The organism is Actinacidiphila acididurans (assembly GCF_016918855.1).
Taxonomy (GTDB): Bacteria; Actinomycetota; Actinomycetes; order Streptomycetales; family Streptomycetaceae; genus Actinacidiphila; species Actinacidiphila acididurans.
Genome location: NZ_JADKYB010000003.1, coordinates 182,600 through 204,061, shown reverse-complemented (window position 1 = coordinate 204,061; position 21,462 = coordinate 182,600). Strand labels below are relative to the sequence as shown.

General features: G+C 72.5%; 16 protein-coding genes. 6 read left to right on the top strand and 10 right to left on the bottom strand.

The window, feature by feature from the left end; all coding sequences use genetic code 11:
* Nucleotides 1-32 precede the first annotated feature (32 nt).
* The gene (locus tag ITX44_RS06405) at nucleotides 33-779 is read left to right on the top strand and encodes a thioesterase II family protein (RefSeq protein ID WP_205356050.1); all 747 of its coding nucleotides are present in this window, start codon (nucleotides 33-35) and stop codon (nucleotides 777-779) included.
* Between the two features lie 160 nt (nucleotides 780-939).
* Here the strand turns inward: ITX44_RS06405 and ITX44_RS06400 are convergent, their stop codons facing one another.
* The 6 genes from ITX44_RS06400 to ITX44_RS06375 all read right to left on the bottom strand — a co-directional run bounded on the left by ITX44_RS06400 (nucleotide 940) and on the right by ITX44_RS06375 (nucleotide 9,429).
* A complete protein-coding gene (locus tag ITX44_RS06400) occupies nucleotides 940-3,867 on the bottom strand; it encodes an alpha/beta hydrolase (protein ID WP_205356049.1) in 2,928 nt (975 codons plus the stop codon).
* Nucleotides 3,868-4,148: 281 nt separating this feature from the next.
* On the bottom strand, nucleotides 4,149-4,322 hold the full coding sequence (locus ITX44_RS06395; RefSeq protein ID WP_205356048.1) for a hypothetical protein: 174 nt from the start codon (nucleotides 4,320-4,322) through the stop codon (nucleotides 4,149-4,151).
* A complete protein-coding gene (locus ITX44_RS06390) occupies nucleotides 4,319-6,148 on the bottom strand; it encodes an amidase (protein WP_205356047.1) in 1,830 nt (609 codons plus the stop codon). The genes ITX44_RS06395 and ITX44_RS06390 overlap by 4 nt, the downstream gene beginning before the upstream one ends.
* Nucleotides 6,149-6,897: 749 nt before the next feature.
* Entirely contained in the window at nucleotides 6,898-7,827 is a 930-nt protein-coding gene (locus ITX44_RS06385) for an SDR family oxidoreductase (RefSeq protein ID WP_205356046.1), read from the bottom strand.
* 67 nt (nucleotides 7,828-7,894) lie between these two features.
* Nucleotides 7,895-8,635, bottom strand: coding sequence for an SDR family oxidoreductase (locus ITX44_RS06380; protein ID WP_205356045.1), 741 nt, complete (start codon nucleotides 8,633-8,635; stop codon nucleotides 7,895-7,897).
* On the bottom strand, nucleotides 8,632-9,429 hold the full coding sequence (locus ITX44_RS06375; protein ID WP_205356044.1) for a TetR/AcrR family transcriptional regulator: 798 nt from the start codon (nucleotides 9,427-9,429) through the stop codon (nucleotides 8,632-8,634). The genes ITX44_RS06380 and ITX44_RS06375 overlap by 4 nt, the downstream gene beginning before the upstream one ends.
* Nucleotides 9,430-9,749: 320 nt before the next feature.
* Between ITX44_RS06375 and ITX44_RS06370 the strand changes: the two genes are divergently transcribed.
* The 3 genes from ITX44_RS06370 (at nucleotide 9,750) to ITX44_RS06360 (ending at nucleotide 12,684) form a co-directional block, all read left to right on the top strand.
* The gene (locus ITX44_RS06370) at nucleotides 9,750-10,442 is read left to right on the top strand and encodes a TetR/AcrR family transcriptional regulator (RefSeq protein WP_307795125.1); all 693 of its coding nucleotides are present in this window, start codon (nucleotides 9,750-9,752) and stop codon (nucleotides 10,440-10,442) included.
* A 64-nt stretch (nucleotides 10,443-10,506) separates the two neighbouring features.
* Nucleotides 10,507-11,091, top strand: a complete 585-nt coding sequence (locus tag ITX44_RS06365; protein ID WP_205356043.1) for a TetR/AcrR family transcriptional regulator — start codon at nucleotides 10,507-10,509, stop codon at nucleotides 11,089-11,091.
* Nucleotides 11,092-11,250: 159 nt separating this feature from the next.
* Nucleotides 11,251-12,684, top strand: a complete 1,434-nt coding sequence (locus ITX44_RS06360; protein WP_205356042.1) for an aldehyde dehydrogenase — start codon at nucleotides 11,251-11,253, stop codon at nucleotides 12,682-12,684.
* 82 nt (nucleotides 12,685-12,766) lie between these two features.
* Here ITX44_RS06360 and ITX44_RS06355 read toward each other — a convergent pair whose 3' ends face one another.
* A complete protein-coding gene (locus ITX44_RS06355) occupies nucleotides 12,767-13,120 on the bottom strand; it encodes a DUF6204 family protein (protein WP_205356041.1) in 354 nt (117 codons plus the stop codon).
* A 156-nt stretch (nucleotides 13,121-13,276) separates the two neighbouring features.
* Between ITX44_RS06355 and ITX44_RS06350 the strand changes: the two genes are divergently transcribed.
* Both ITX44_RS06350 and ITX44_RS06345 read left to right on the top strand, forming a co-directional pair.
* Nucleotides 13,277-15,031, top strand: coding sequence for a hypothetical protein (locus tag ITX44_RS06350; protein ID WP_205356040.1), 1,755 nt, complete (start codon nucleotides 13,277-13,279; stop codon nucleotides 15,029-15,031).
* Between the two features lie 136 nt (nucleotides 15,032-15,167).
* Entirely contained in the window at nucleotides 15,168-17,597 is a 2,430-nt protein-coding gene (locus ITX44_RS06345; RefSeq protein ID WP_205356039.1) for a glycoside hydrolase family 32 protein, read from the top strand.
* Nucleotides 17,598-17,621: 24 nt separating this feature from the next.
* On the opposite strand, the gene ITX44_RS06340 is transcribed toward ITX44_RS06345, so the two are convergent.
* The 3 genes from ITX44_RS06340 to ITX44_RS06330 all read right to left on the bottom strand — a co-directional run bounded on the left by ITX44_RS06340 (nucleotide 17,622) and on the right by ITX44_RS06330 (nucleotide 21,352).
* Complete coding sequence (locus ITX44_RS06340) at nucleotides 17,622-18,323, bottom strand: HAD family hydrolase (RefSeq protein WP_205356038.1); 702 nt, start codon at nucleotides 18,321-18,323, stop codon at nucleotides 17,622-17,624.
* A 63-nt stretch (nucleotides 18,324-18,386) separates the two neighbouring features.
* Complete coding sequence (locus ITX44_RS06335) at nucleotides 18,387-19,532, bottom strand: enolase C-terminal domain-like protein (protein ID WP_372440843.1); 1,146 nt, start codon at nucleotides 19,530-19,532, stop codon at nucleotides 18,387-18,389.
* Nucleotides 19,529-21,352 (bottom strand): thiamine pyrophosphate-requiring protein, encoded by a 1,824-nt coding sequence (locus ITX44_RS06330; protein ID WP_205356037.1) that lies wholly within the window; start codon nucleotides 21,350-21,352, stop codon nucleotides 19,529-19,531. The genes ITX44_RS06335 and ITX44_RS06330 overlap by 4 nt, the downstream gene beginning before the upstream one ends.
* Nucleotides 21,353-21,462 lie beyond the last annotated feature (110 nt).

The following is a 21,462-nucleotide window of genomic DNA, read 5'->3' as shown; positions in this document are numbered from 1 at the left end:
GGGGGCGAGTTCAGTCGTAGGGGGGCAGGACCATGGCCGCGCTGAGTGCGCCGGGCTGGCTGATCCGTTTCGTGCCGCGGCCGCAGGCACGGCTGCGGCTGATCTGCTTTCCGCACGCCGGAGGCACCGCCCTGGCCTTCTTCCGCTGGGCGCGCCGCCTGCCCGAGGACATCGAAGTGGTGGCCGTGCAGTACCCCGGGCGGGCCGAGCGGCAGGGGCACCCGATGCCCGGCGGGATGCGCACCCTGGTCGCCGGGGTGCGCGCGGCGGTCGCGCCGGTCGCCGAGCAGGGACCGTACGCCTTCTTCGGCCACAGCATGGGCGCTGCCGTCGCCTACGAGACCGCGCTCGCGCTGCGTGCCACCGGTGTCCCCGGGCCGGAGCACCTGCTGGTCTCCGGCCGTTCGCACCAGGGACCGGATCTGCCGGAGAGTTCGGACGACCAGGAAGCGGCCATGCGCCTGATCCGCCGGCTCGGCGGCACGTCGCCCGCCCTGCTGGAGGACGCCGAGACCCGCAAGGCCATCCTGGCGATGGTCACCGCCGACTGGCGCCTGCTGGAGAGCTACCGGCCCTCCCTCCCCGAGCCGCCGCTGTCCCTGCCGGTCACCGCCATGACGGGCAGCCACGACCCCATCACCGAGGTCGACGGCATGCACTCCTGGTCCCGCGTCACGGGCGGCCCGTTCGCCCTGAACGTCTTCCCCGGCGGCCACTTCTACCTCGACACGGCGATCGACGACGTGATCGCCCACATCACCGTGGTCCTGCGGGCCTGATCCGGCGCCTGCGGCCGCCGAACGCCGGACGGCCGCCGCGGGCTGCGGGCACCCCCAGCGGTAGCTGGGGAAGACTCGCCGCCCACGACGGCCGGGGCGCGTCAGGGCCGGTTCAGGACCGGTTCACAGCCCTTGCGGGCCCTGGGTATGCGACGGGTGGTCAGTTGCCCGCCGGGTGGACGCGGATCGTCGCCGTCGCCGTACGACCGGAGCCGGCGCCGGTCGCGGTGAGCACGGCGGCACCGGAGGGCTGGTCCGCGGGGAGCGCGGCCTGGAACGCCACGGTGCCGTCGGCCGCGGCCACGGCGGTGGCGAGCGTGGCGCCGCCGAGCGTCAGGGTGACGCTCTCGCCGTCGCGGTAGCCGCCGGCGTGCAGGGCCAGCGCCTGGCCGGCAGCGGGGGTCGGGTCGGAGACGGACAGCTTGCCCGGGTCGCCGAGGGCCTCGTGCTCGGCGCACACGTCGCCCTGGACGCCGACCGGGGGCGCCGGGGTGGCGGTTCCGGTGACGCCGTCGTCCTCGCGGACGGTGACGGTGCCGAAGTCCTGGCTGCCGAGCACCGCGTCGGTCGAGTCGGAGACGGCGACCTTGTACGAGGTGGTCGCCGCGGCCCCGGGCACGGTGTCGCCGGTCATCGGGACGGCCACAGCCTGGCAGGTCGTGCCGGGTGCGAAGGTGACCTTCTGCACGGCCAGGCCGACCTTGCCGGTGGCCGAGCCGATGACGGTCAGGTAGGCGGTGACACCGGACCGGCTGGGCTGCGACAGGTAGACGGCGACGTGGTCGGTGGCCGGGCCGGAACCCTCCTCCACGGTGGTGGAGGCCACGTTCACGGCCGTGCGCGGGTGCACGTCGGGCGTACCCAGGCCCTTGCTGTCGAAGCCGAGGTCGGACAGGTACACGCCGCCGGTCGTCGCGCCGTCGGCGCCCACGGCCGGAGTGAAGGTGACCTTCGCCAGGCGGTGCAGGTCGAGCCCGGCGGCCTCGAGCGTCGCGGTCGGCACGTGGACCTGCTGGAGCACGATCTTGCCCAGCAGGGTGGACGTGCTGGCCGGCATCCTGGTCACGCCCCACCGGTTCAGGGTGGAGACCGGGGCGCTCCAGGTGTGGCCGAAGCCGTCGGTGACGCCCAGGGTCATGTCGGTGCCGGTGGCCACGGACTCGTCCGGGGACATGTCCACGGTCATCTCCTGATAGCCCGCGGCATTGCGCTGCTCGGGCGCCAGCGCGACCGAGACCGCGCCGTCGGTGCCGGTCCAGGTCACGTGCGTCATCGGGTTGAGCGGCACGTTGGGCGCGTAGTTGGCCGGTGTCCAGTACGGCACCTGCTGGTTGGTCAGCGTGCTGCCCGGGTTGGTGCAGTACGGCAGCGCCTGCGCGACGGTCCGCCCGTACTTGCTGGCGCAGACCGTGGCGGTCACGTCACCGCCGGCGGTCACCTGCGGCGAGGCGGACTGGAAGGTGGCGACGTCGGTGCGCAGCGAGGAGGGCTGCTGGGCGACCGTGCGCACGTCGGCGTAGCCGGCCACGGAGGACGGCTCCTGCCCGGAACCGTCGAACATGCCCGCGAACTGCTTCTGCCCGGCGAGCGTCGACTCGAAGAAGCCGGCGATGTACGCGGAGCCGACCTGGTACTGCTGGGTCGGGCTCAGCCGGATGTTGTGCCCGGAGGCCAGCGCGGTGGCGCTGGTGCCGCACACCGGGTCGTTGCTGTTCGACCAGTCGTCGGAGGCACCCGGGTAGGGCGGCGTCCAGGATGTGTTGTAGAAGTCGTGGTCGGTGCCCATGACCCAGATGTCGGAGCGCTGCACGTCGTCGCGGAAGGTGCCGTCGCGCGAGTCGGCGTAGAAGTGCTGGCCCTGCTGGTCGGACACGTCGCCGTCGCAGTACGGCAGCAGTGTGGTGGTGATCACGTCGGGCAGGGTGGCGCGGGTGAAGTCGATCGGCGCCAGGGCGAAGACGGACTTGATGTTCCACGGGTGCGGCAGGGCCTCGTTGAGGGTGCCGGCGGTGACCACGCCCTCGCCGCCGCGGGAGTGGCCCATCAGGCCGATCCGGCTGAAGTCCATGCTGCCGGCGAGCTGCCCGGCGGTCAGTGTCCCGCCCGGGTAGGTGGCCAGGCCCGCGGTGAGCGCCTGGCTCATGGTCATGTCGTTGCCGGTGGCCGCGTCGTGGTAGCTGACGGTGCGGCCCTCGTCGACGGCCTTGAGCATGGTGAGGGTGTCGAGCACCAACTGCCCGCGGGTGGCGGCCCCGTCGTCCGGGGAGAGCTGGTTGTCGTTGGCGTTGATCGCGTTGGCCGAGATCGACACCACGGTGAAGCCGTCGGCGGCCAGCGCCTCACCGGCGCCGTCGTAACCGGCGTAGCTGAGGATGGGCGCGGTGCCGGTCGGACAGGGCCAGCCGCTGGTGCCGCGCAGGGTGGTGGTGTTGTAGCAGGCGCTGTGCCGGCCGTGCAGGAAGATCACCAGCGGGTGCGCCCCGCCGCCGGTGGGCAGGTAGATACGGCCCTCCAGCTCGCCCCGGATGCCGCCGATGTCGGCGAGCGGAATCGCCTGGGCGCCGAAGTTGTAGTCGGCGATCGTGTACGGGTGGGTGCCGACGGTGGTGGGGTCGGCGGTCGCGGCGTCGGCCCCGGCGGCCGGGGTCTGCGGCGCGGCCCGCTTGGCCTGGGCCCGGTTGCCGAAGGACGGCAGCGTGCTCGGGCCGGTGGTGGTCGAGGCTCCCCCGCTGGACCACTGCCAGGAAACGGCCCGGGCGGTCGCCGCCGCGGGGTCGGTGGTGGTCACCGACAGGGTGAGCCCGTCGGCCGATTCGACGGCCGGGCCCAGGTCCTGGCCGTCGGCGAGGAGTTCGGGGATGTCGTTCTTGACGGGCAGGGCGGCGGTCAGGCTCAGCGACACCTGGTAGCCGCCGGCGGCCCGGGTCACCGTCCAGCCGTCGCCGGAGTCGACGACGGCCGTGTCCGGTCCGGGCGCGGCGGCGGCCGGCAGCGCGAGCGCGGTGGTGCCGGCACCGAGCGCGAGCAGGCCGGCGGCAGTGGCGGCGAGCGGGCGTATCAGGCCCCGGGTGGTTCTGTGTCGTGTCACTCGGTTCACTCGGTCTCTCAACTCGTGTTCTTGCTCGTGGAACAGTTGGGCGGAGGGGGACGGTCGGGCGCGGCCGGTCCGCCGGGCCGCGGCGGACCGGCCGCGCGGCCCGGCGGCCGCGTAGCTGTGGGACTGACGACGCGCCGAACCGCCGACGGATCGATTGCCGACTTGTCGGTGTGTCGACGTTTCCGGAGACATGGGACGGCCTGCGGAAATCCTCGGGAACCCGTCAGCGGCCCCCGACCGGCGTCGTCGGAAGCGGGCCGGCCGCCGCGCGGTCAGCGGCCGGTGGCCGGCGGGTCCGCCTCGGGGTCGTCGTGCGGGTAGGGGTAGAACTCGGTGCCGAGCTTGGGCACCCAGCCCACGGTGGCGATCGGTGTGCCCTCCCCGGGGTGCTGCGGCGGCAGCCCGGCGTTGATCACCGGGCCCCAGGCCACGGTCAGGAAGCTCATCGCAGGGCCTCCTCGGCGACCAGCGGGTCGTTGGACAGCTCCGGCGGGGTGGCCGGCTCGACGACCAGCATGCGCGGCGCGACCTTCGGGGTGGCGGCGCTGAAGTCCGGGTCGGCCGGGGCCGCGTTGTGGTACTCGGGGTAGTGCTCCTGGTAATCGATGGCGGCCTGGACGATCAGTGGCTCGCTGAATCGCGGGCCCCAGAACTGCGCGGCGATCGGCAGGCCGACCGTGGTGTCGTAACCGATCGGGAAGGAGACCATCGGCCAGGTCAGGGCGTTCGGGAGCTGGTAGTACGCCCGGTAGACGGGGAAACCGCCGCCGGCGCGCAGGCCGATCTGGGCGCCCAGGGACAGCACGAGCATGAAGTCCACGCCCGCCGCGTCCAGCGCGGCCTGGTAGTTGGCCTGAAGGGTGCGGCGGCGCTTCTCGCCCTCGACGCGGACCGAGGCGGGGATGGCGCCGCCGAAGCGGATCGCCGAGTCGAAGGAGGACGTGGTGTCGTTGGGACCCTTGCGGCCGTACTGGGCGAGCAGAGCCGCTGCCTGGTCGGCCGGGCGGGTGGCGGCGAAGTCCTTGACCGCGTCCCAGTAGCGGATCTCGTAGCGGTTGGGGCTGAGCACCGCGGAGGACGGCGAGACCGAGGAGCCGTCGACGGTGGCCAGCACGTCGGTGCTGGAGAAGTACGGGTCGTTGGCGGCGACGGTGACGTCCAGGCCCGGGAACTCCTTGACGGTCGCGCCGAGCGCGGTCAGTTGGCTCTTGAGCCGTTCGAACGCGGCGGCGTGGTCGGCGTCGTAGAGGTCCTGCGGCTTGGTGCCGGTCTGCATGCCCTTGCTGGTGCGCATCCAGTCGGACAGCGGGATGCCGATGGTCAGGCCGGCCAGCGGCCGGTGGCCCTTGCTGGCGGTGAGCGGCATGGCCGGGAAGGGGTCGGGAGCGGACAGGGTCAGCGGGTCGTTGGCCGGGTCGGGGCCGTGGATGACCGACATGATCAGGGACGCGTCGCGGACCGAGCGGGCGATCGGGCCGAGCACGTCGTAGCCCGGGGACAGCGGCATGAGGCCGGCCACCGAGTTGGTGCCGAGCGAGGGCTTGATGCCGCTGGCGCCGTTGGCCGCGGACGGCATCATGATGGAGCCGCCGGTCTCCTCGCCGATGCAGGCCGCCGCCAGCCGGGCGATGGGCGCGACGCCCGAACCCTGACTGGAACCACCGGGCACGTACTTGGGGTTCCAGGCGTTGCCGGCGAAGGTGCCGGTGATCGAGCCGGAGAACGCCGAGCACACGGTGTGGCCGAGGATGACGGCGCCGGCCTCGCGCAGCCGGTGGACGACGGTGGCGTCGCGCAGGGCCGTGTTGCCGTCGAAGGCGTGGCTGCCGTCCTTGGCCTCCAGGCCCTTGACGGCGACCGAGTCCTTGATGCCGAACGGGATGCCGAGCAGCGGGGGCAGGTCCTCGCCGGAGTGCCGGGCCCGGGCGAACCGGGCGTCGGCGGCGGCCGCCGCGGCCAGGGCGCCGTCGCGGTCGAGCCGGACGAAGGCGTTGTAGCCGCCGTTGTCGCCGTAGGTCTCGAAGGGGCCGTTGAGGCGGTCGATGCGGTCCAGGTACGCCTGGGTGAGCTGGACGGCGGTGATGACGCCGGCCCGCAGCAGGACGGCCAGCTCGACGACCTCGTAGTCGACCAGCCGGGCACGCTTCTTGATGCTCGACAGGGTGGGCAGGGCACGCTGGAAGGCGGTTGCGCCGGAAGTGCCGGAGTTCCCCGGGGAGTCGGCGACGGCGGGCGCTGCCACCGCGGTGGAGACGGCGACGGCTCCGGTCACGGCCGCGGCGCCACCGAGTACGGCGCGCCGGCTGAGCCCGGTGCGGGCTGCGGCCGGAGCCGGTCTCGCGGGAGTCCCGGCGGGTGTGGATGTGACGCGTTCTGCTGTCATCGGCAGGATTTCCTGTCCTCGTTCATGGGCTGTGCGTGGGACGGGCAAAACGTGAACGTGGGGGGAATTGCGGCACGCCGAGACTCTAGGACCTGCGGAATTGCCGGGGGAAGGTCCGCCCTGGATATTTCCGCGCCGCCCGCGCCGGGCCCTGCGATGTGTTTCCGGGGCATTCCGGAGGTGTGACGCCCGGTCACCCGACAACGCGTCACGAATCGGACGCAACCCACCCGAGCGCACGGGGATTCAGCCGGTTCGGGCCCCGCCCTCACAGGCAGGTGAAACAAAAACTCAACATTGCCCGTTATTATGACCAGGTCATGACAATCTAAAAGAAATTCGAGAAATCCCATTCCCCGGCCGGCGGAAATACTCGCCCGTAACCCCGCCGATTACCGGACGTTCCGCCTCCCCGGTCCGCCGGCGCTGTTGATCCGCCGGTCACCGGCGAGGACCGCCACCGGGTACGTGCCGCGCCGCACGCCGGGCAGCCGCTCCCGGCCGCACCCCCTGAGTGGTTCAACATTGTACGTTCTCCGGGTCCGGCCGTCGCGGGTGCCCCGGTCATAACGCCTCGTCAACGCCGCGCGGGGAGCCCGCCGCCCCGGCTCCCCGCGCGCCGCCGTCCGGCGCCGCCACTACAGGCTGGCGCCGTCGGTGAGCAGTTCCTGGATGCCGATGCGGTGGTAGAACTCGGCCCGGATCCGGTCGGCGACGGCCGAGACGACCTCGCTGCCGTCCTTGCTCGGGTCAACGTGGACCCGGAACGGCCGCTTGCCGGCCGGCAGACCGACCACGCGCACGATCTCGTCGGCGACCTCGTCGGCGGTGCGGCCCTCCGGGAAGATGTCCGCGAGGGCCTGCGCCATGCTGTCCCGCAGGGCGCCGTACCGCTCGTCGTACGCCGCGGCCCGCTCGGTGTCGGCCGGCGATCCGGCGTGGGCGAAGTGGTTGGTGCCGCTGGTGTACGCGCCGGGGACGACGACGACCGTGTCGATGCCGAACTTGATCAGCTCGCCCGCGTAACTCTCGGCGAGGGCGTCCATGCCGGCCTTGGCCGCGAAGTACGGAGCCAGGAACGGCGGGTGGCCGCCGCGGGTGGACGAGGACCCGACCCACACCAGCAGGCCGGAGCCCTGTGCCCGCAGCACCGGCAGGGCGGCGCGGTTGACGCGCTGGGTGGAGAGCACGTTGATGTCGTACACCTGGGCCAGTTGTTCGGGGGTGAACGCCTCGGTGGGGCCGAGCACCATGTGGCCGGCGTTGTGGACCACCACGTCGAGGCGGCCCTGCTCGGCCACGATGCGCTCGACGGCCGCGTCCACCGACGCCTGGTCCTGCACGTCCATCTCGATGCCGCGCACGTCGATGCCCTCGGCCGCGGACAGTTCGGTGAGTTCGGCGACGCGCGCGGCGTTGCGGTCGGCGGTGGCGCGCATGCCGGCGTAGACGGTGTGGCCGGCCCGGGCCAGCGCGCGGGCGGCGAGGTTGCCGAAGCCGCTGGACGCGCCCGTGATGACGACGACCTTGTTCCCGGGGTTGGGTGTGTTCACGGTGTTCTCGCTCATGGCCTTCTCCTGTCGGTGTGCGCGAGGTGGGTGTCTCAGGGGGTGACGGTGTGTCCGGTGCGGCGGGTCAGGCGAGGCCGCCGTTGCTGAACAGCACCTGGCCGTTGACCCAGCGGGCCGGGCCGGCCAGGAAGGCGACGGTCTCGGCGATGTCCTCCGGCCGGCCGAGCCGCTCCAGCGGCACCGCGTCGGCGAGGCGGTCGACAGCGGCCTGGTCCTTGCCGTCCAGGAACAGCGGGGTGGCGGTGGGGCCGGGGGCGACCGTGTTCACGGTGATGTCCTTGCCGCGCAGTTCGCGGGCCAGGATCAGGGTGATCCCCTCCACGGCCGCCTTGCTCGCCACGTACGCCCCGTAGGACGGGAACTGGGTGCGGGTGACCGAGGTGGAGAAGTTGACGATCGCGCCGCCGGTGCGCAGCCGCCGGGCCGCGAGCTGGTCCACCACGAAGGTGCCGCGGATGTTGGTGCGGTAGATCTGGTCGAGGACGTCCAGGTCCAGGTCCGCTATCGGGCCGAGCCGCATGATGCCCGCGGTGTTCACCAGGACGTCGATGCCGCCGAACGCGGTCTCGACGGCGTCGAAGGCCGCCGCCATGGCGTGCTCGTCGGCCACGTCGCCGCCGACCACGACGGCCCGGCCACCGGCAGCGGTGACCTGCGCGACCAGCTCCTCGGCCTTGGCCTTGTTGCCGGCGTAGTGCACGCCGACCGCGAATCCGTCCTTGGCCAGCCGCTCGACGACCGCGCGGCCGATGCCGCCGGAACCGCCGGTGACCAGTGCGACGCGGGGGGAAGTGGTGTCGGTCATGACAGGTTGTCTCCTTGCGAGAGTGAGTGTGACGTTGAAGTCGAGGGTGAGAGTTGGGTGCGCCGCACCCCCGTGGCTCCGACGGCGGGGGCGGCGAGGTGTGTCGCGGCCAGCCGGTCCGCCCACTCCAGGAGCAGGCCGGTCTCGCCGTCGGTCAGGGCCGCGGGCGGCGCGGTGCGCAGGATCGCGGCGAGGGTGATCGCGGCGATCGCGGTCGCCTCGTCGGCCCCGGAGTGCACCGGCGCCGGATCCGCGCCGGTCAGCACACCGGCCAGCACGATGTCGCGGACCAGGGCGGACAGCGACAGTTCGGGGAACAGCCCCGGGTGCGTGACCAGGGACAGCGCCAGGCCGGTGTTGGCCGACATGACGATCTGGGTCGCCGCGCCGGCCGGCACCCGCAGCAGCCCCGCCGTCGCACACCGGTCCACGGTCCGCCGCAGCAGGGTGTGCATCTCCTTGACGGCCGCGGGCTCGGTGCCCAGCCCCGGCACGAACATCAGCCGGTACAGGTGCGGGCTGGACAGCGCGAACGCCACGTGGTTGTCCCAGCCGTCCCGCAGATCGGCGGCCGGGTCCCCGGTGGGGGCCAGCGCCCGCTTCGAGGCCAGGTACCGCTCGAACCCGGCGTCGACCACCGCGGCCAGCAGACCGTCCTTGTCGCCGAAGAGCCGGTACAGCGTCGGTTGCGCTACGCCTGCGGCGTCGCAGACCGCACGTGTCGACACGTCGCCGGTGGACGACTCGGCGAGCAGCCGCGAGGCCGCGCCCAGAATCATCGCTCGCGTGTTCATGTAATCGACGATAACAGCTTTTCTTATCGGTGACAACGGTGACCTCGTATCGTCGATACGATCATGGAGCGCGGTTCGCCGGAAGTGCCCCACAGGGGCGCGGGGAACTGCGCGAGCAGCCCACCACGGGCTGCACGTCGTCACCGGCCCGAAGGGGCAGTTGGTGCCGTGTCCGGACCACCGGCCGGTGGCCGGTTGCTCGCGCAGTTCCCCGCGCCCCTGGGTATCCCGGGCGAACCGCCCGCCGCCAGGCGGTACCCCTCGCCCCGGGTGGGGTGCTCCCGGCGAACCGCTCTTCCGTATCGCGTAGCGTTGATAATGTGACCGAGCAGTCAGCGTTGCGCCTCCGCATGCTGCAAGCAGCCGAGCAGCAGCTTGCCGCGTCGTCCGACCACGACATCTCCACCCGGGCCGTGTGCGAGGCGGTCGGGGTGGGCCAGCCCGTGCTGTACCGGCTCTTCGACGACAAAGCGGGACTGCTCAGCGCGTTGGTGGACTACGGCTTCGAGCGGTACGTCGCGCGCAAGCAGGCCATGGAGATCACCGACGACCCGCTGAAGGACCTGTGGGCCGGGTGGGACGACCACATCGCCTTCGCCCAGGAGAACCCGGCGATCTACCGGCTGATGTTCTCCCCCACGCTCGCCCGGCAGCCGGAGGCGCCCCGCACCATCTTCAAGCTGCTCGGCGACACGCTGGAGCGGTGCGCCCGGATCGGCGCCCTGCTCGTCACGCCGGAAGCGGCGGCGCAGCGGATCCTGTCGGCCAACATCGGGGTCGCGCTCGCCCTGCTGGTGCGCCCCGACATCTACACCGACCCCGCCATGTCCGACAGCGTCCGCGACGCGGTCTTCGCCGGCTGCGTCAGCGCGCCCGTTGTGGAACATGGCGGTACAGGCAGCGGCCGGACCGCGATCCAGCTCGCCGCCCAGCTCCGCGACCGCCCCGCCACGTCGCTGGGCGAGGAGGAGCAGCGGCTCCTGCTGAAGTGGCTGGACACACTGGGCCAGTGATCCGCCCGGACGACGCAAGAAGCGGCACATGAAACCAAATGGTTAGTTCCGATACCCTCGTGTCATGACCCAGAAGTCGGAGCAGACCAAGGCCCGCATCCTCCGGGCGGCGACGGAGGAATTCGCGCGGTACGGCATCGCGGGCGCGCGGGTGGACCGTATCGCGGCGGCGGCCGAGGCCAACAAGAACCTGATCTACATGTATTTCGGCAGCAAGGACCGCCTCTTCGACGAGGTGTGCGAGGCGGCCGTCGAGCGGCTGGTCAGCACCGTGCCGTTCGAGGCGCACGACCTGCCGGGATACGCGGGCAAGCTGTTCGACTTCTACCGCGCCCACCCCGAACTGCTGCGGCTGGCCCGCTGGCAGGCGCTGGAGCGGCCGGAGCCGGCCGGGATGCCCGGCGGCCGCGCCGCCACCGAGATCAAGCTGCGGGAGCTGGCGAAGGCCCAGGCCGAGGGGGTGGTGGACGCCGGGATGCCGCCCGAGTCGCTGCTCACTCTGGTGCTCAACCTGTCCGCCGCCTGGAGCGACGGCTCGGTGGAGGGCCGCTTCGACCAGGAGGATCCCGAGTTGGTCAGCGCCCGTCGGCACTGGGTCGTGGTCTCCGTGGGGCGGCTGACCCGGCCGCCGGGCCCGCAGGCGGGGTAACGGGGCAGGTCCCGGCCGCAGCGGAGGGCACCATCCGGCCGCGCTTGCCGTCGGGGCCGCCTCGGGTTAGCGTATAACTAACTAGTTAGAAAGTGCCGAGCCGCAGCCCGGCGCCACAAGAACCCCGAACAAGAACCCCGAGCAAGGAGCCCGAGTCCGATGCCCGACTTCGACAACCTGTTCATCGGCGGCCGCTGGGTCGCCCCGGTCGACGGCGGCGCCTTTGAGGTCCGCTCGCCCCACGACGGTTCCCTGGTCGGCCGTGCCGCCCAGGCGAGCCCGGCCGATGTGGACCGCGCGGTGGCCGCGGCCCGCGAGGCGTTCGACAACGGCCCGTGGCCGAACCTGGCGCCCGAGGCCCGGCAGGAGGTCGTACGCCGCTTCAACGCGCTGCACGCCGCCCGCGCCGAGGAGACGGCGCGGCTGATCACCGCCGAGAACGGCACGCCCGCCTGGTTCACCCAGAGCCTCCAGGCGTCGCTGGCCGAGCAGACCGACGCCTATCTGCGCGCCGCCGAGGCGTACCCCTGGGAGGAGAAGGTGGAGAGCCCGGGCGGTTCGGTGTCGCTGGTGCGGCGTGAGCCGGCCGGCGTGGTGGCCGCCGTCATCCCGTGGAACGCGCCGCACCAGTCCGCGCTGGTCAAGATGATTCCCGCGCTGCTCGCCGGCTGCACCGTCGTGCTCAAGGCGTCGCCCGAGACGGCCCTGGACGGGCTGCTGCTCGGCGAGGTGTTCGCCGAGGCGGGCTTCCCCGAGGGCGTGGTCAGCATCCTGCCGGCCGGCCGGGAGAGCAGCGAGTACCTGGTCTCGCACCCGGGTGTCGACAAGATCGCCTTCACCGGCTCCACCGCGGCCGGCCGCCGGATCGCCTCGATCGCGGGCGAGCAGCTCAAGCGGGTCAGCCTGGAACTGGGCGGCAAGTCCGCGTCCATCGTGCTGGACGACGCCGACCTGTCCGCGGTCGCCCAGGCGGCACCGCTGCTCGCCTTCTCCAACAACGGCGAGTCCTGCGTCGGGCACACCCGTCTGCTGGTGCCGCGCAGCCGGTACGAGGAGTTCGTCGCGGCCGTCGCCGAAGCGGCGGGCCGGGTGACGGTGGGTGACCCGGCGGATCCGGCCACCTTCGTCGGGCCGCTGGTGACCGCGGTCCAGAAGGAGCGGGTGCAGAGCTACATCCAGTCCGGGATCGACGAGGGCGCGCGACTGGTGGTCGGCGGACTCGGCGCGCCCGAGGGGCTGGAGCAGGGCAACTACGTCCGCCCAACGGTCTTCGCCGACGCCGACAACTCCATGCGGATCGCCCGCGAGGAGATCTTCGGCCCGGTCCTGGTCATCATCCCCTTCGAGGACGACGAGGACGCGGTGCGCATCGCGAACGACTCGCCGTACGGCCTAGGCGGCGGTGTGTGGACCGCGGACCGGGAGCGCGGTCTGGCCGTCGCACGCCGGATCCGTACCGGCACCTTCATGGTCAACGGTGCCCGCGGCGGCTTCGACGCGCCCTTCGGCGGCTACAAGAACAGCGGCATAGGCCGGGAGTTCGGGCCGGCGGGCCTTGGCCACTACGTGGAGCTGAAGAGCATCGCCCTGTGACCCTACGGTCGGTGGAGCGCGGCGCCGGGCCGGTGGCCGGAACCGGGGGCAGGCCGGAACAAGGGCGCCGGAACGCCCCGGATCAGGAGTTGCGCGCCGCCCGCCGCTGCCGCTTGCCGAGCGGGGCCTGTGACAGGTCCTCGGCCTGGGAGCGCAGGTTCTTCCAGCCGTAGCCGCGCTCGGTCAGCCATGCCTGCGCCGCCGCCTCGGCCCGTTCGGTCGCGGCCAGGATGTCCTCCTCCGCCTCGCCCGTGTCCTGGAAGCGGAAGGTGAAGGCGGCCCGGGCGGCGAGGTCGTAGCTGAGGTGGCCCTCGGCCGTGAACGCCGCGTGCAGGACGTCGTGTTCCGCGGCGTGGGCGAGGAGTTCGGCCCGCTGCTCGGCGCCGAGCCCGTCGAAGACGCCGCGGACGGTGATGCGGAAGGTGCGCGTACTCACGCCGCGACCTTAGGGCGCAGCGGCGTTCGAGCTCCACCGGTTTTTCGCGGCGCCGCGCAACGAGCAGCGGCCGGTGCCGACGCGGGCACCCCGTACGGGAGTCGGCACCGCCGGTCCGGGCCGCCACGGACGTCAGGAACCGTTCATAATGCGCGCATGACAAAGAGCACGGTGCCGTCCCCGCCGGGGCTGGTCCGCCCGTGGCTGACCGCGGACGCCCGGCGGTGGGCGGCCACCCGTCCGCCGTGGTGGGCCCGGCCGGTCCTGGCCGCGCCGGTCCTGGTGCTCGCCCTGGTCGTGGTGCTGGCGCTGAGCCCGGATCAGGTGTGTTCGCCGCAGTCGCCGTGCGGCGAGCAATGGTGGGACGCGGTCGGCACGATGCTGCTGGTGCCGCACCTGGTCGGGCTGTTCGTGCTGCCGGAACTGGCGGTGCTGACCGGGCCTGTGCTGCTGTTCTACGGCGCCGGGCCCGTGCGGTGGCAGGGCGGGACCGGGGAGAAGGTCGCGGACGGCGCGATGATCGCCGCGCTGTGCTGGACTTCGGCCGTGGCCGGGGCCCGGCTGCTGGGGCGGCGGCGGCAACGGCGGCTGGTACGGGAGGCGGCCGGCGGCCTCACCGGCCGGGCCCCGCGGCCGACGGACCGCGACGCCGCCTCTCGGGGCCCGATCCGCATCGTGCTGGGCGCGCTGCTGTGCGCGGCCGCGGCGGGGGTGCTCGGCAGCGTCGTGCTGGACGACACGGCGACCGACCGCACCGCCCGTACCGCCGCGGTGCGCGACGTGCCGGTCGTGGCGTACAGCCGGGACGACTACCTGCTGACGGTGCGACTGCCCGACGGCCACCGGCACCGGTTCGACGTCATCGGCGACTACACCGGGGTGCGCACAGTACGGGTCCGGGTCCGCGACGAGCGGGACGGCACGTGGGTGCAACTGGCCGCCGAGCCCTACGGCGACCATTTCGTCCGCCAGGCCCTCGGTCTGGGGCTGGCCGGTCTCGGCCTGGTCTCGCTGGTCTCCGGCCTGCTGGCCCGGCGCCGCATGGCCGCCCTGCGGCACGGCCCGGTCCCGGTGCTGCGGGTGCGGGTCCGCGGCAACGAGGGGCGTACGGAGGTGTTCGCCTTCGACGACCCCGAGTACGCGCGGCCGGTGCTCCATTACGTCCCCAGCACCGGTGTCCCGGCCCCCGCCGGCCCGGCCGTGCTCTACGGGGCGGTCAGCAAGGGCGGCGCCGTGGTGCTGTCCGGCGCGGGTCCGGACGGACTGCCGTTCGTCGAGGCGTCCTTGCCGCCGATACGGCCGGGCGCCGTCGAGGCCCCGGCGGAGACGGCCGGTTCCGGTGACACAGACGACGACATCGGGCCATGGGACCCGGACAGCCCGGTCACGGGCCGCGAGGCCGAACACCTGCTGGCCGCCGAGGTCAGGGTCGGGCACGCCCTGGCCACCCTGCCGCCCGGAGGTGTCCCGGTGCGCTGGCACGCCGGTCCGGTCGCCCGCGGCGTGGGCATCCTGCAACTCCTCGCCGTGACCGCGGTGGTGGCCGTGGCGTGGTGGCACGGCTTCGTGTGGCACGTGGTGGTGGCGATGGGGTTCGGCGCCGCGGTGTGGCTGGTCTACCTCACCTCCCTGATGTTCTGGCGGATCACCGCCGACATGGACGGCCTGCGCATCGGCACACTCGGCCGCGGCCGTACCGTCCCCTGGGCCCTGGTGTCCGGCGCCCACCGCACCCGCCGCGGCGAGCTGGTCGTCTCCCGGGCCGGCGGCCTTCCACCGCTCAGCCTCGGCACCGTGGGTTCCCCCACCCTGGAACGCCGGCTCCGCCGCCCCGGACGTGCCACGATCGCCGCCGCCCAGATCACCGCCATGGCCCGCGACCCGCGCCTGCGCCCGGCCCTGCGGGCCTGACCGGAGGAGGGCGCGGAGGCCGGAATGCCGTCTTGACGCGGTCACGCCAGCAACTCATCATCGGTCATCGTCCGGAGGTCAGCGTTGACGCCCTGCCAACGTTGTCATCGAGGTGCGGCGACCGAAGAGGGTTCACATGCGCCGGAAGATCTGGATCCTGTTCGTCGTGCTGACCGCGGGCCTGGCGGTGTTCCTGCCCGGCGCGCCCGCGGTGGCCGGCACCACATGGGACTACCCGGAGTTCCCGTACCAACCCACCGCCTACGACGAGCCGTTGCGGGGTCAGTTCCACTTCAGCTCGCAGCAGGGCTGGATGAACGACCCGAACGGCCTGGTGTACGCCAACGGGCTGTACCACTTCTTCTACCAGCACAACCCGCATGGCCTGGCCTGGGACACCATGCACTGGGGCCACGCCACCAGCCCGGACCTGGTGCACTGGACGCAGAAGCCGATCGCGCTGGAGCCCGGCGTGCACCCGGGCGACCTGTGGTCGGGCGGCGGGGTGGTGGACAAGGCGAACACATCCGGCCTGAAGACCGGTTCGCTCGATCCGATCGTGGTCTTCTCCAACACCGACGGCGTCAGCGTCTTCTACAGCAACGACAACGGGCGGACGTTCCAGGCGTACGACAAGGGCCGCAAGGTGGTCACGGTGCCGGCCGGCGTCACCAGCCGTGATCCCAAGGTGTTCTGGGACGCCGCCCGCAACCGCTGGGCGATGGTGGTGTGGTCGGACCAGGGCGGCAACGGGGTCAGCATCTACACCTCGCCGAACCTGCTGAACTGGACGTTCGCCAGCCGCTTCCAGGCCTCCTGGCTCTTCGAGTGCCCCGATCTGTACGTGCTGCCGCTCGACGGCCGCGCCGACCAGCAGCAGTGGGTCCTCACCTCGGCCTCCGGCCAGTACGAGGTGGGCACGTTCGACGGCACGACGTTCCGCACCACGTGGACCCAGCCGCAGCAGATGAACCTGGGCACCACGTACGCGGGCGGGAGCTTCTACGCGGCCGAGACGTTCACCAACACGCCCGACGGCCGTACCGTGCAGATGGCCTGGCAGGGCGGCAACCAGGGCAGCACCTGGACCGGCGACGCGACGTTCCCGGTGACGCTCGGCCTGGTCAGCACCCCGGACGGGCCGCGCATCACCCGCACGCCGGTCGCCGAACTGTCCTCGCTGGCCTCGGACACCAGGACCTGGCAGAACCAGACGATCGACGCGAGCACGGGCGGCAACCTGCTTTCCGACGTCAAGGCGGACACGTACGAGATCACCGCGCAGTTCGACGTGACCGGCGCGACCGCGACACAGTTCGGCTTCGACCTGCACGCGCGGGCCGACGGCACCGAGGACCGCCGCGTCGCCTACGACACCGCCGCCCAGACCCTGTACGGCAAGCCGCTGCCACCGCGCAGCGGCAAGGTCAGCATACAACTGCTGGTCGACCGCGGTCAGTTGGAGATCTTCGCCGACAGCTACCGCTACTCGCTGTCGGACAACGTCGCCTTCGACTCCTCCGCGGCCAGTCAGGGCATCCGGCTGTTCGCCACCGGCGGCCGGGTGAAGCTGGACAGCCTGACCTTCGCCCGGCTGGGCAGCAGTTGGGGCACCGGGCAGCCGACCCAGTCGACACTGGACAGCAACCTCGGCGGGCCGTGGCACGCGCCCGCCGGCACGTGGACCGATGTCGCGGGCGGCAAGCAGGGGTCCGCCGGCGGCGACGGCTTCTACCTGAGCGCAAGCAGCGCGGGTGACGCCGTCTACCAGGGCGATCTGACGCTGGGCACCGCGCAGGCGGCGGGTCTGACCTTCCACGCCGACGCATCGGGCGCCGGCTACACGGCCAACATCGACGACACCGGTGTGGTGAAGCTGTGGCGGCCGGGCCGGGACATCGCCGTCTACCACACGCCCATCACGCAGGGCCGGACGTACCACCTGAAGGTCCAGACGGACGGAGCGCGCATCCGCGTCTGGCTCGACAACGGCGCCAGTCCGGTCATCGACGCCACCGACACCACGTACGCGAGCGGCCTGTTCGGCGCGAACGTGTTCAGCGGCGCGGCCAGCGTGCAGAACCTGAACACCGGCGCCGCGGGGCTCACCGCCTTCGACGCCGGGCGCTGGACGCCGGCCGCCGGCACCTGGACGGTCACCCCGGCGGGCCTGCACGGCAGTTCGGCGCAGGACGGCTTCTACCTCAGCGACCGCACGGGCACCGACTTCACCTACCAGGGCGACCTGTCGGTCACCAACGGCGTGGCGACCGGGCTGACCTTCCGCGCCAACGCCTCGGGCGCCGGCTACACGGCGAACGTCGACACCAGCGGACTGGTGAAGCTGTGGCGGCCCGGACAGGACATCGCCGTCTACCACACCCCGATCACGGAGGGCCTGACCTACCACCTGCGGGTGCAGACGACGGGAGCACGTATCCGGGTCTGGCTGAACAACGGCCCCGACCCCGTGATCGACGCGACCGACACCACCTACGCGAGCGGGCTGTTCGGCGTGAACGCCTTCTCGGGCGACACCGTCGCGCAGAATCTCTCGGTGAGCTGACGCATCCGCCCGGGCGCCGGCCGGTCAGGGCCGGGGGCGCCCGGGAGCCGCGAGCAGGCTGCTGTCGAGGCGGGAGAGCAGGTCGGCCGGGGAGGCGTGGACCGCCTCGGCGCCGGCGGCCAGGAGTTCCTCGCGCGACCAGCCGCCGGTGAGCAGGCCCAGGCAGGGGACGCCGGCCTTCCCGGCGGCCTGCACGTCCCAGACCGCGTCGCCGACGAAGACCGCCCGCTCCGGCTCCGCGCCGGCCCGCTCGAGGGCGCGGTGGACGAGGTCGGGCGCGGGTTTGCTGGACGACGCGTCGTCGGCCGTGGTCACCGCCGTGATCGCCTCGTCCGCGCCGAGCGCGCGGGTCATCACCTCGGCCTCCTGCCGCGACGCCGAGGATGCCAGGACGACCCGCCAGCCGCGCCGCGCGCACTCCCGCAGCAGGTCGGCGGCGCCCGGCAGCGGCACGAGGCGGCTCCAGTACTGGGCGTAGAGCACGTCGTGGGCGGCCTTCAGCACGGCGTCCTGCGCGCGGTCGCGGTCGTCCGCCAGCAGCTCGTCGAGCAGGTGGTCGCTGCCCATGCCGATGCCCCGGTGGATCCTGGCCGACGTGACGACGTGCCCGTTCTGGCGCAGTGCCTCCCACCAGGCCACGGTGTGCAGGTAGACGGTGTCCATCAAGGTGCCGTCCACGTCGAAGAGGACGGCGCCGGGCGCGTCGGTCGCTTCCGGCTTCGGCATGGTCGTGCCTCGATTCTTCGGGTCTCGGTTCTTCGGGAGGGCCGTACGCGTCGGTCGGTCGGGTCAGCGCTCGCGGTACGGCCGCGCGGCGTCCTCGCGCAGGGCCAGGCCGTGGCCCGGTGTGCCGTCGGCGCCGGGGTGCACTGCGCCGCCGGAGGGGTCGAGGGTGCCGGTGAACAGCCGGTTCTCGATGCGCACATGGTCGTGGAACCACTCCAGGTGGCGCAGGTTGGGCACGGCGGCGGCGGTGTGTGCGTGCAGGTGGGGCGCGCAGTGGCCGGAGATCTGCAGGCCGTGGGCCTGGGCGAGGGCGGCGGCGCGCAGCCAGACGGTGATGCCGCCGCAGCGGGTGACGTCGGCCTGCAGGCAGTCCACCGCGCCGGCGCCGAGCAAACGGTGGAAGTGGGCGAGGGTGTAGCCGTACTCCCCCGCGGTCACGTCGGCGCGGACGGCGCCCCGGACGAGGGCCAGCCCGGCGAGGTCGTCGGAGGAGACGGGCTCCTCCAGCCAGGTGACGTTCTCCGCTTCCAGCACGGACCCGAGCCGGATCGCCTGTTTGGCGGTGTACGCGCCGTTGGCGTCCACGTACAGGTCGGCCGCCTCGCCGATGGAACGCCGGGCCCTGGTGATCCGCATCCGGTCCCGGGACTCGGCCGTGCCCCATGACTCCCCGACCTTGATCTTCACGCGGGGAATGCCGAGTTCCTCGGTCCAGGTGCGCAGTTGGCGGTCCTGCTGCCGCTCGTCGTAGGTGGTGAAGCCGCCGCTGCCGTAGACGGGGACCTCGTCGCGGGCGGCGCCGAGCAGCCGGACCAGGGGCAGGCCGAGGAGGCGGGCCTTGAGGTCCCACAGGGCGATGTCCACCGCGGAGATCGCGTGCCCGCAGACGCCGGGCCGGGCCGCGTTGCGCACGGCCCGGCTCATGGCCTCGTTGGCGGCCGGCACGTCCCATGCGGAGCGGCCGGTGACCAGCGGCGCGAGGTGGTCGTCGATCACCGCGGCAGCGGCGGGAGAGCCGTACGTCCAGCCGAGGCCCTCGATGCCGGCGGCCGTCACATGGACCGTCACCAAGGTGGTGGCGTCCCAGGCGAGGGTGCCGTCGGCCTCCGGGGACTCGGTCGGCACGGTGTACACGCCGGTCCTGACCGACTCCACCCGCGGCGCGCCGGCCGCCTGCGGCTCGGCGGCGAGCCGGGCGGGCTCGGTCACGCGCCGGCTCCGGCGCCCGGCCGGTCCTCGCGGTGCCGGCGGCCGGGCAGCATCTCCTGGATCTTCGCCTTGACGCCCTGCCGGACCATGCCGACCCGGTCGCTGTCGCCCTGCAGGACGGCTGAGGCCGCGGCCTCGATCTGGTCCCAGGTGGCGTGCGGCGGAATGGGCGGCACGGCCGGGTCGGTGCGGAAGTCGATGACGAAGGGCCGGTCGGCGACCAAGGCCTGCCGCCAGGCGTCGTGCACCCCGCCGGGCTCCTCGATCCGTATGCCGTCCAGGCCGACGGAACGGGCGAAGTCGGCGTAGCGCACGTCCGGGATGGCCTGCGAGGGCAGGAACTGCGGTGCGCCCTCCATGGCCCGCATCTCCCAGGTGACCTGGTTGAGGTCCTGGTTGTTGAGCACGGCGACGATCAGCCGCGGGTCCTCCCACTGCCGCCAGTACTTGGCCGCGGTGACGAGTTCGGCCATGCCGTTCATCTGCATGGCGCCGTCGCCGACCAGGGCGAGCGCGGGGCTGTCCGGGTGGGCGAACTTCGCGCCGATGACGTAGGGCACGCCCGGCCCCATAGTGGCCAGGGTGCCGGACAGCGAACCGCGCATGGCACCGCGCATCCGCAGGTGCCGGGCGTACCAGTTGGCCGCGGACCCGGAGTCGGCGGCGATGACGGTGTTCTCCGGCAGGAGCCCGTCGAGCGCGTGCACGACGTATTCGGGGTTGACCGGGTCGGCGTCGACGGCGGCCCGCCGCTGCATGACGTCCCACCAGCGGGCGGTGTTCGCCTCGATCGTCTTGCGCCAGGCGCCGTGCTTCTTCCGGTCCAGCTGCGGCAGCAGCGCCTTCAGCGTCTGCTCCGCGTCCCCGACCAGATTCACCTCGAACGGATAGCGCAGGCCCACCATGAACGGGTCTATGTCGATCTGCACCGCGCGGGCCTGCCCGAACTCCGGCATGAACTGCGTGTACGGGAAGCTGGAGCCGATCACCAGCAGGGTGTCGCAGTCACGCATCATCTCGTACGAGGGGCGGGTGCCGAGCAGCCCGATGGAGCCGGTGACGTACGGCAGGTCGTCGGGCAGCGCGTCCTTGCCGAGCAGTGCCTTGGCCACGCCGGCGCCGAGCACGTCCGCGACCTCCTCGACCTGGGCGCGGGACCGCCGGGCGCCCTGGCCGACGAGGACGGCGACCTTCTCGCCGGCGTTGAGGATCTCGGCGGCGTGCGCGATGTCGCGGTCGGCGGGCATCGGCGCGTAGTCGGCGACGCCGAGGCTGGAGGGCACCATCTTGAAGGCGTGGGTGGGGGCGCTGTAGTCGAGTTCCTGGACGTCGGCGGGGATGATGACCGCGGTCACGGTGCGCTTGGTGTACGCGGTGCGGATCGCCCGGTCGATGACGTTGGGCAGTTGCTCGGGGACGGTGACCATTTCGCAGTAGTCGGCCGCCACGTCCTTGTAGAGGCTCAGCAGATCGACTTCCTGCTGGTAACTGCCGCCCATGGCGCTGCGGTTGGTCTGGCCGACGATCGCGACCACCGGCACGTGGTCGAGCTTGGCGTCGTACAGGCCGTTGAGCAGGTGGATCGCGCCGGGGCCGGAGGTGGCCGCGCAGACGCCGACCCGGCCGGAGAACTTGGCGTAGCCCACGGCCTCGAAGGCGGCCATCTCCTCGTGCCGGGCCTGGATGAACTCCGGTTTGTTGTCGGCCCGGCCCCAGGCCGCGAGCAGGCCGTTGATGCCGTCGCCGGGATAGGCGAAGACATGCCGGACGTCCCATTCGCGCAGCCGCTGGAGTATGTGGTCGGAGACTTTGATCGACACGGGACTTCCTCTCGTGGGGCTCTCGTGGGGGCTCTGGTCAGGCTCTGGTGGGACTTCGTCGGGCTCTCGGGGCCGGGGTGGCTCGGGGGTTCGGTCGTCGCCCGGCGCGT

What these genes read in the sequence shown, in the direction of transcription:
- ITX44_RS06405 (WP_205356050.1), top strand. Translation starts at nt 33, where the DNA reads ATGGCCGCGCTGAGTGCGCCGGGCTGGCTGATCCGTTTCGTGCCGCGG.
- ITX44_RS06395 (WP_205356048.1), bottom strand. Translation starts at nt 4,322, where the DNA reads ATGAGCTTCCTGACCGTGGCCTGGGGCCCGGTGATCAACGCCGGGCTG.
- ITX44_RS06385 (WP_205356046.1), bottom strand. Translation starts at nt 7,827, where the DNA reads ATGAGCGAGAACACCGTGAACACACCCAACCCCGGGAACAAGGTCGTC.
- ITX44_RS06380 (WP_205356045.1), bottom strand. Translation starts at nt 8,635, where the DNA reads ATGACCGACACCACTTCCCCCCGCGTCGCACTGGTCACCGGCGGTTCC.
- ITX44_RS06375 (WP_205356044.1), bottom strand. Translation starts at nt 9,429, where the DNA reads ATGAACACGCGAGCGATGATTCTGGGCGCGGCCTCGCGGCTGCTCGCC.
- ITX44_RS06365 (WP_205356043.1), top strand. Translation starts at nt 10,507, where the DNA reads ATGACCCAGAAGTCGGAGCAGACCAAGGCCCGCATCCTCCGGGCGGCG.
- ITX44_RS06360 (WP_205356042.1), top strand. Translation starts at nt 11,251, where the DNA reads ATGCCCGACTTCGACAACCTGTTCATCGGCGGCCGCTGGGTCGCCCCG.
- ITX44_RS06350 (WP_205356040.1), top strand. Translation starts at nt 13,277, where the DNA reads ATGACAAAGAGCACGGTGCCGTCCCCGCCGGGGCTGGTCCGCCCGTGG.
- ITX44_RS06345 (WP_205356039.1), top strand. Translation starts at nt 15,168, where the DNA reads ATGCGCCGGAAGATCTGGATCCTGTTCGTCGTGCTGACCGCGGGCCTG.
- ITX44_RS06340 (WP_205356038.1), bottom strand. Translation starts at nt 18,323, where the DNA reads ATGCCGAAGCCGGAAGCGACCGACGCGCCCGGCGCCGTCCTCTTCGAC.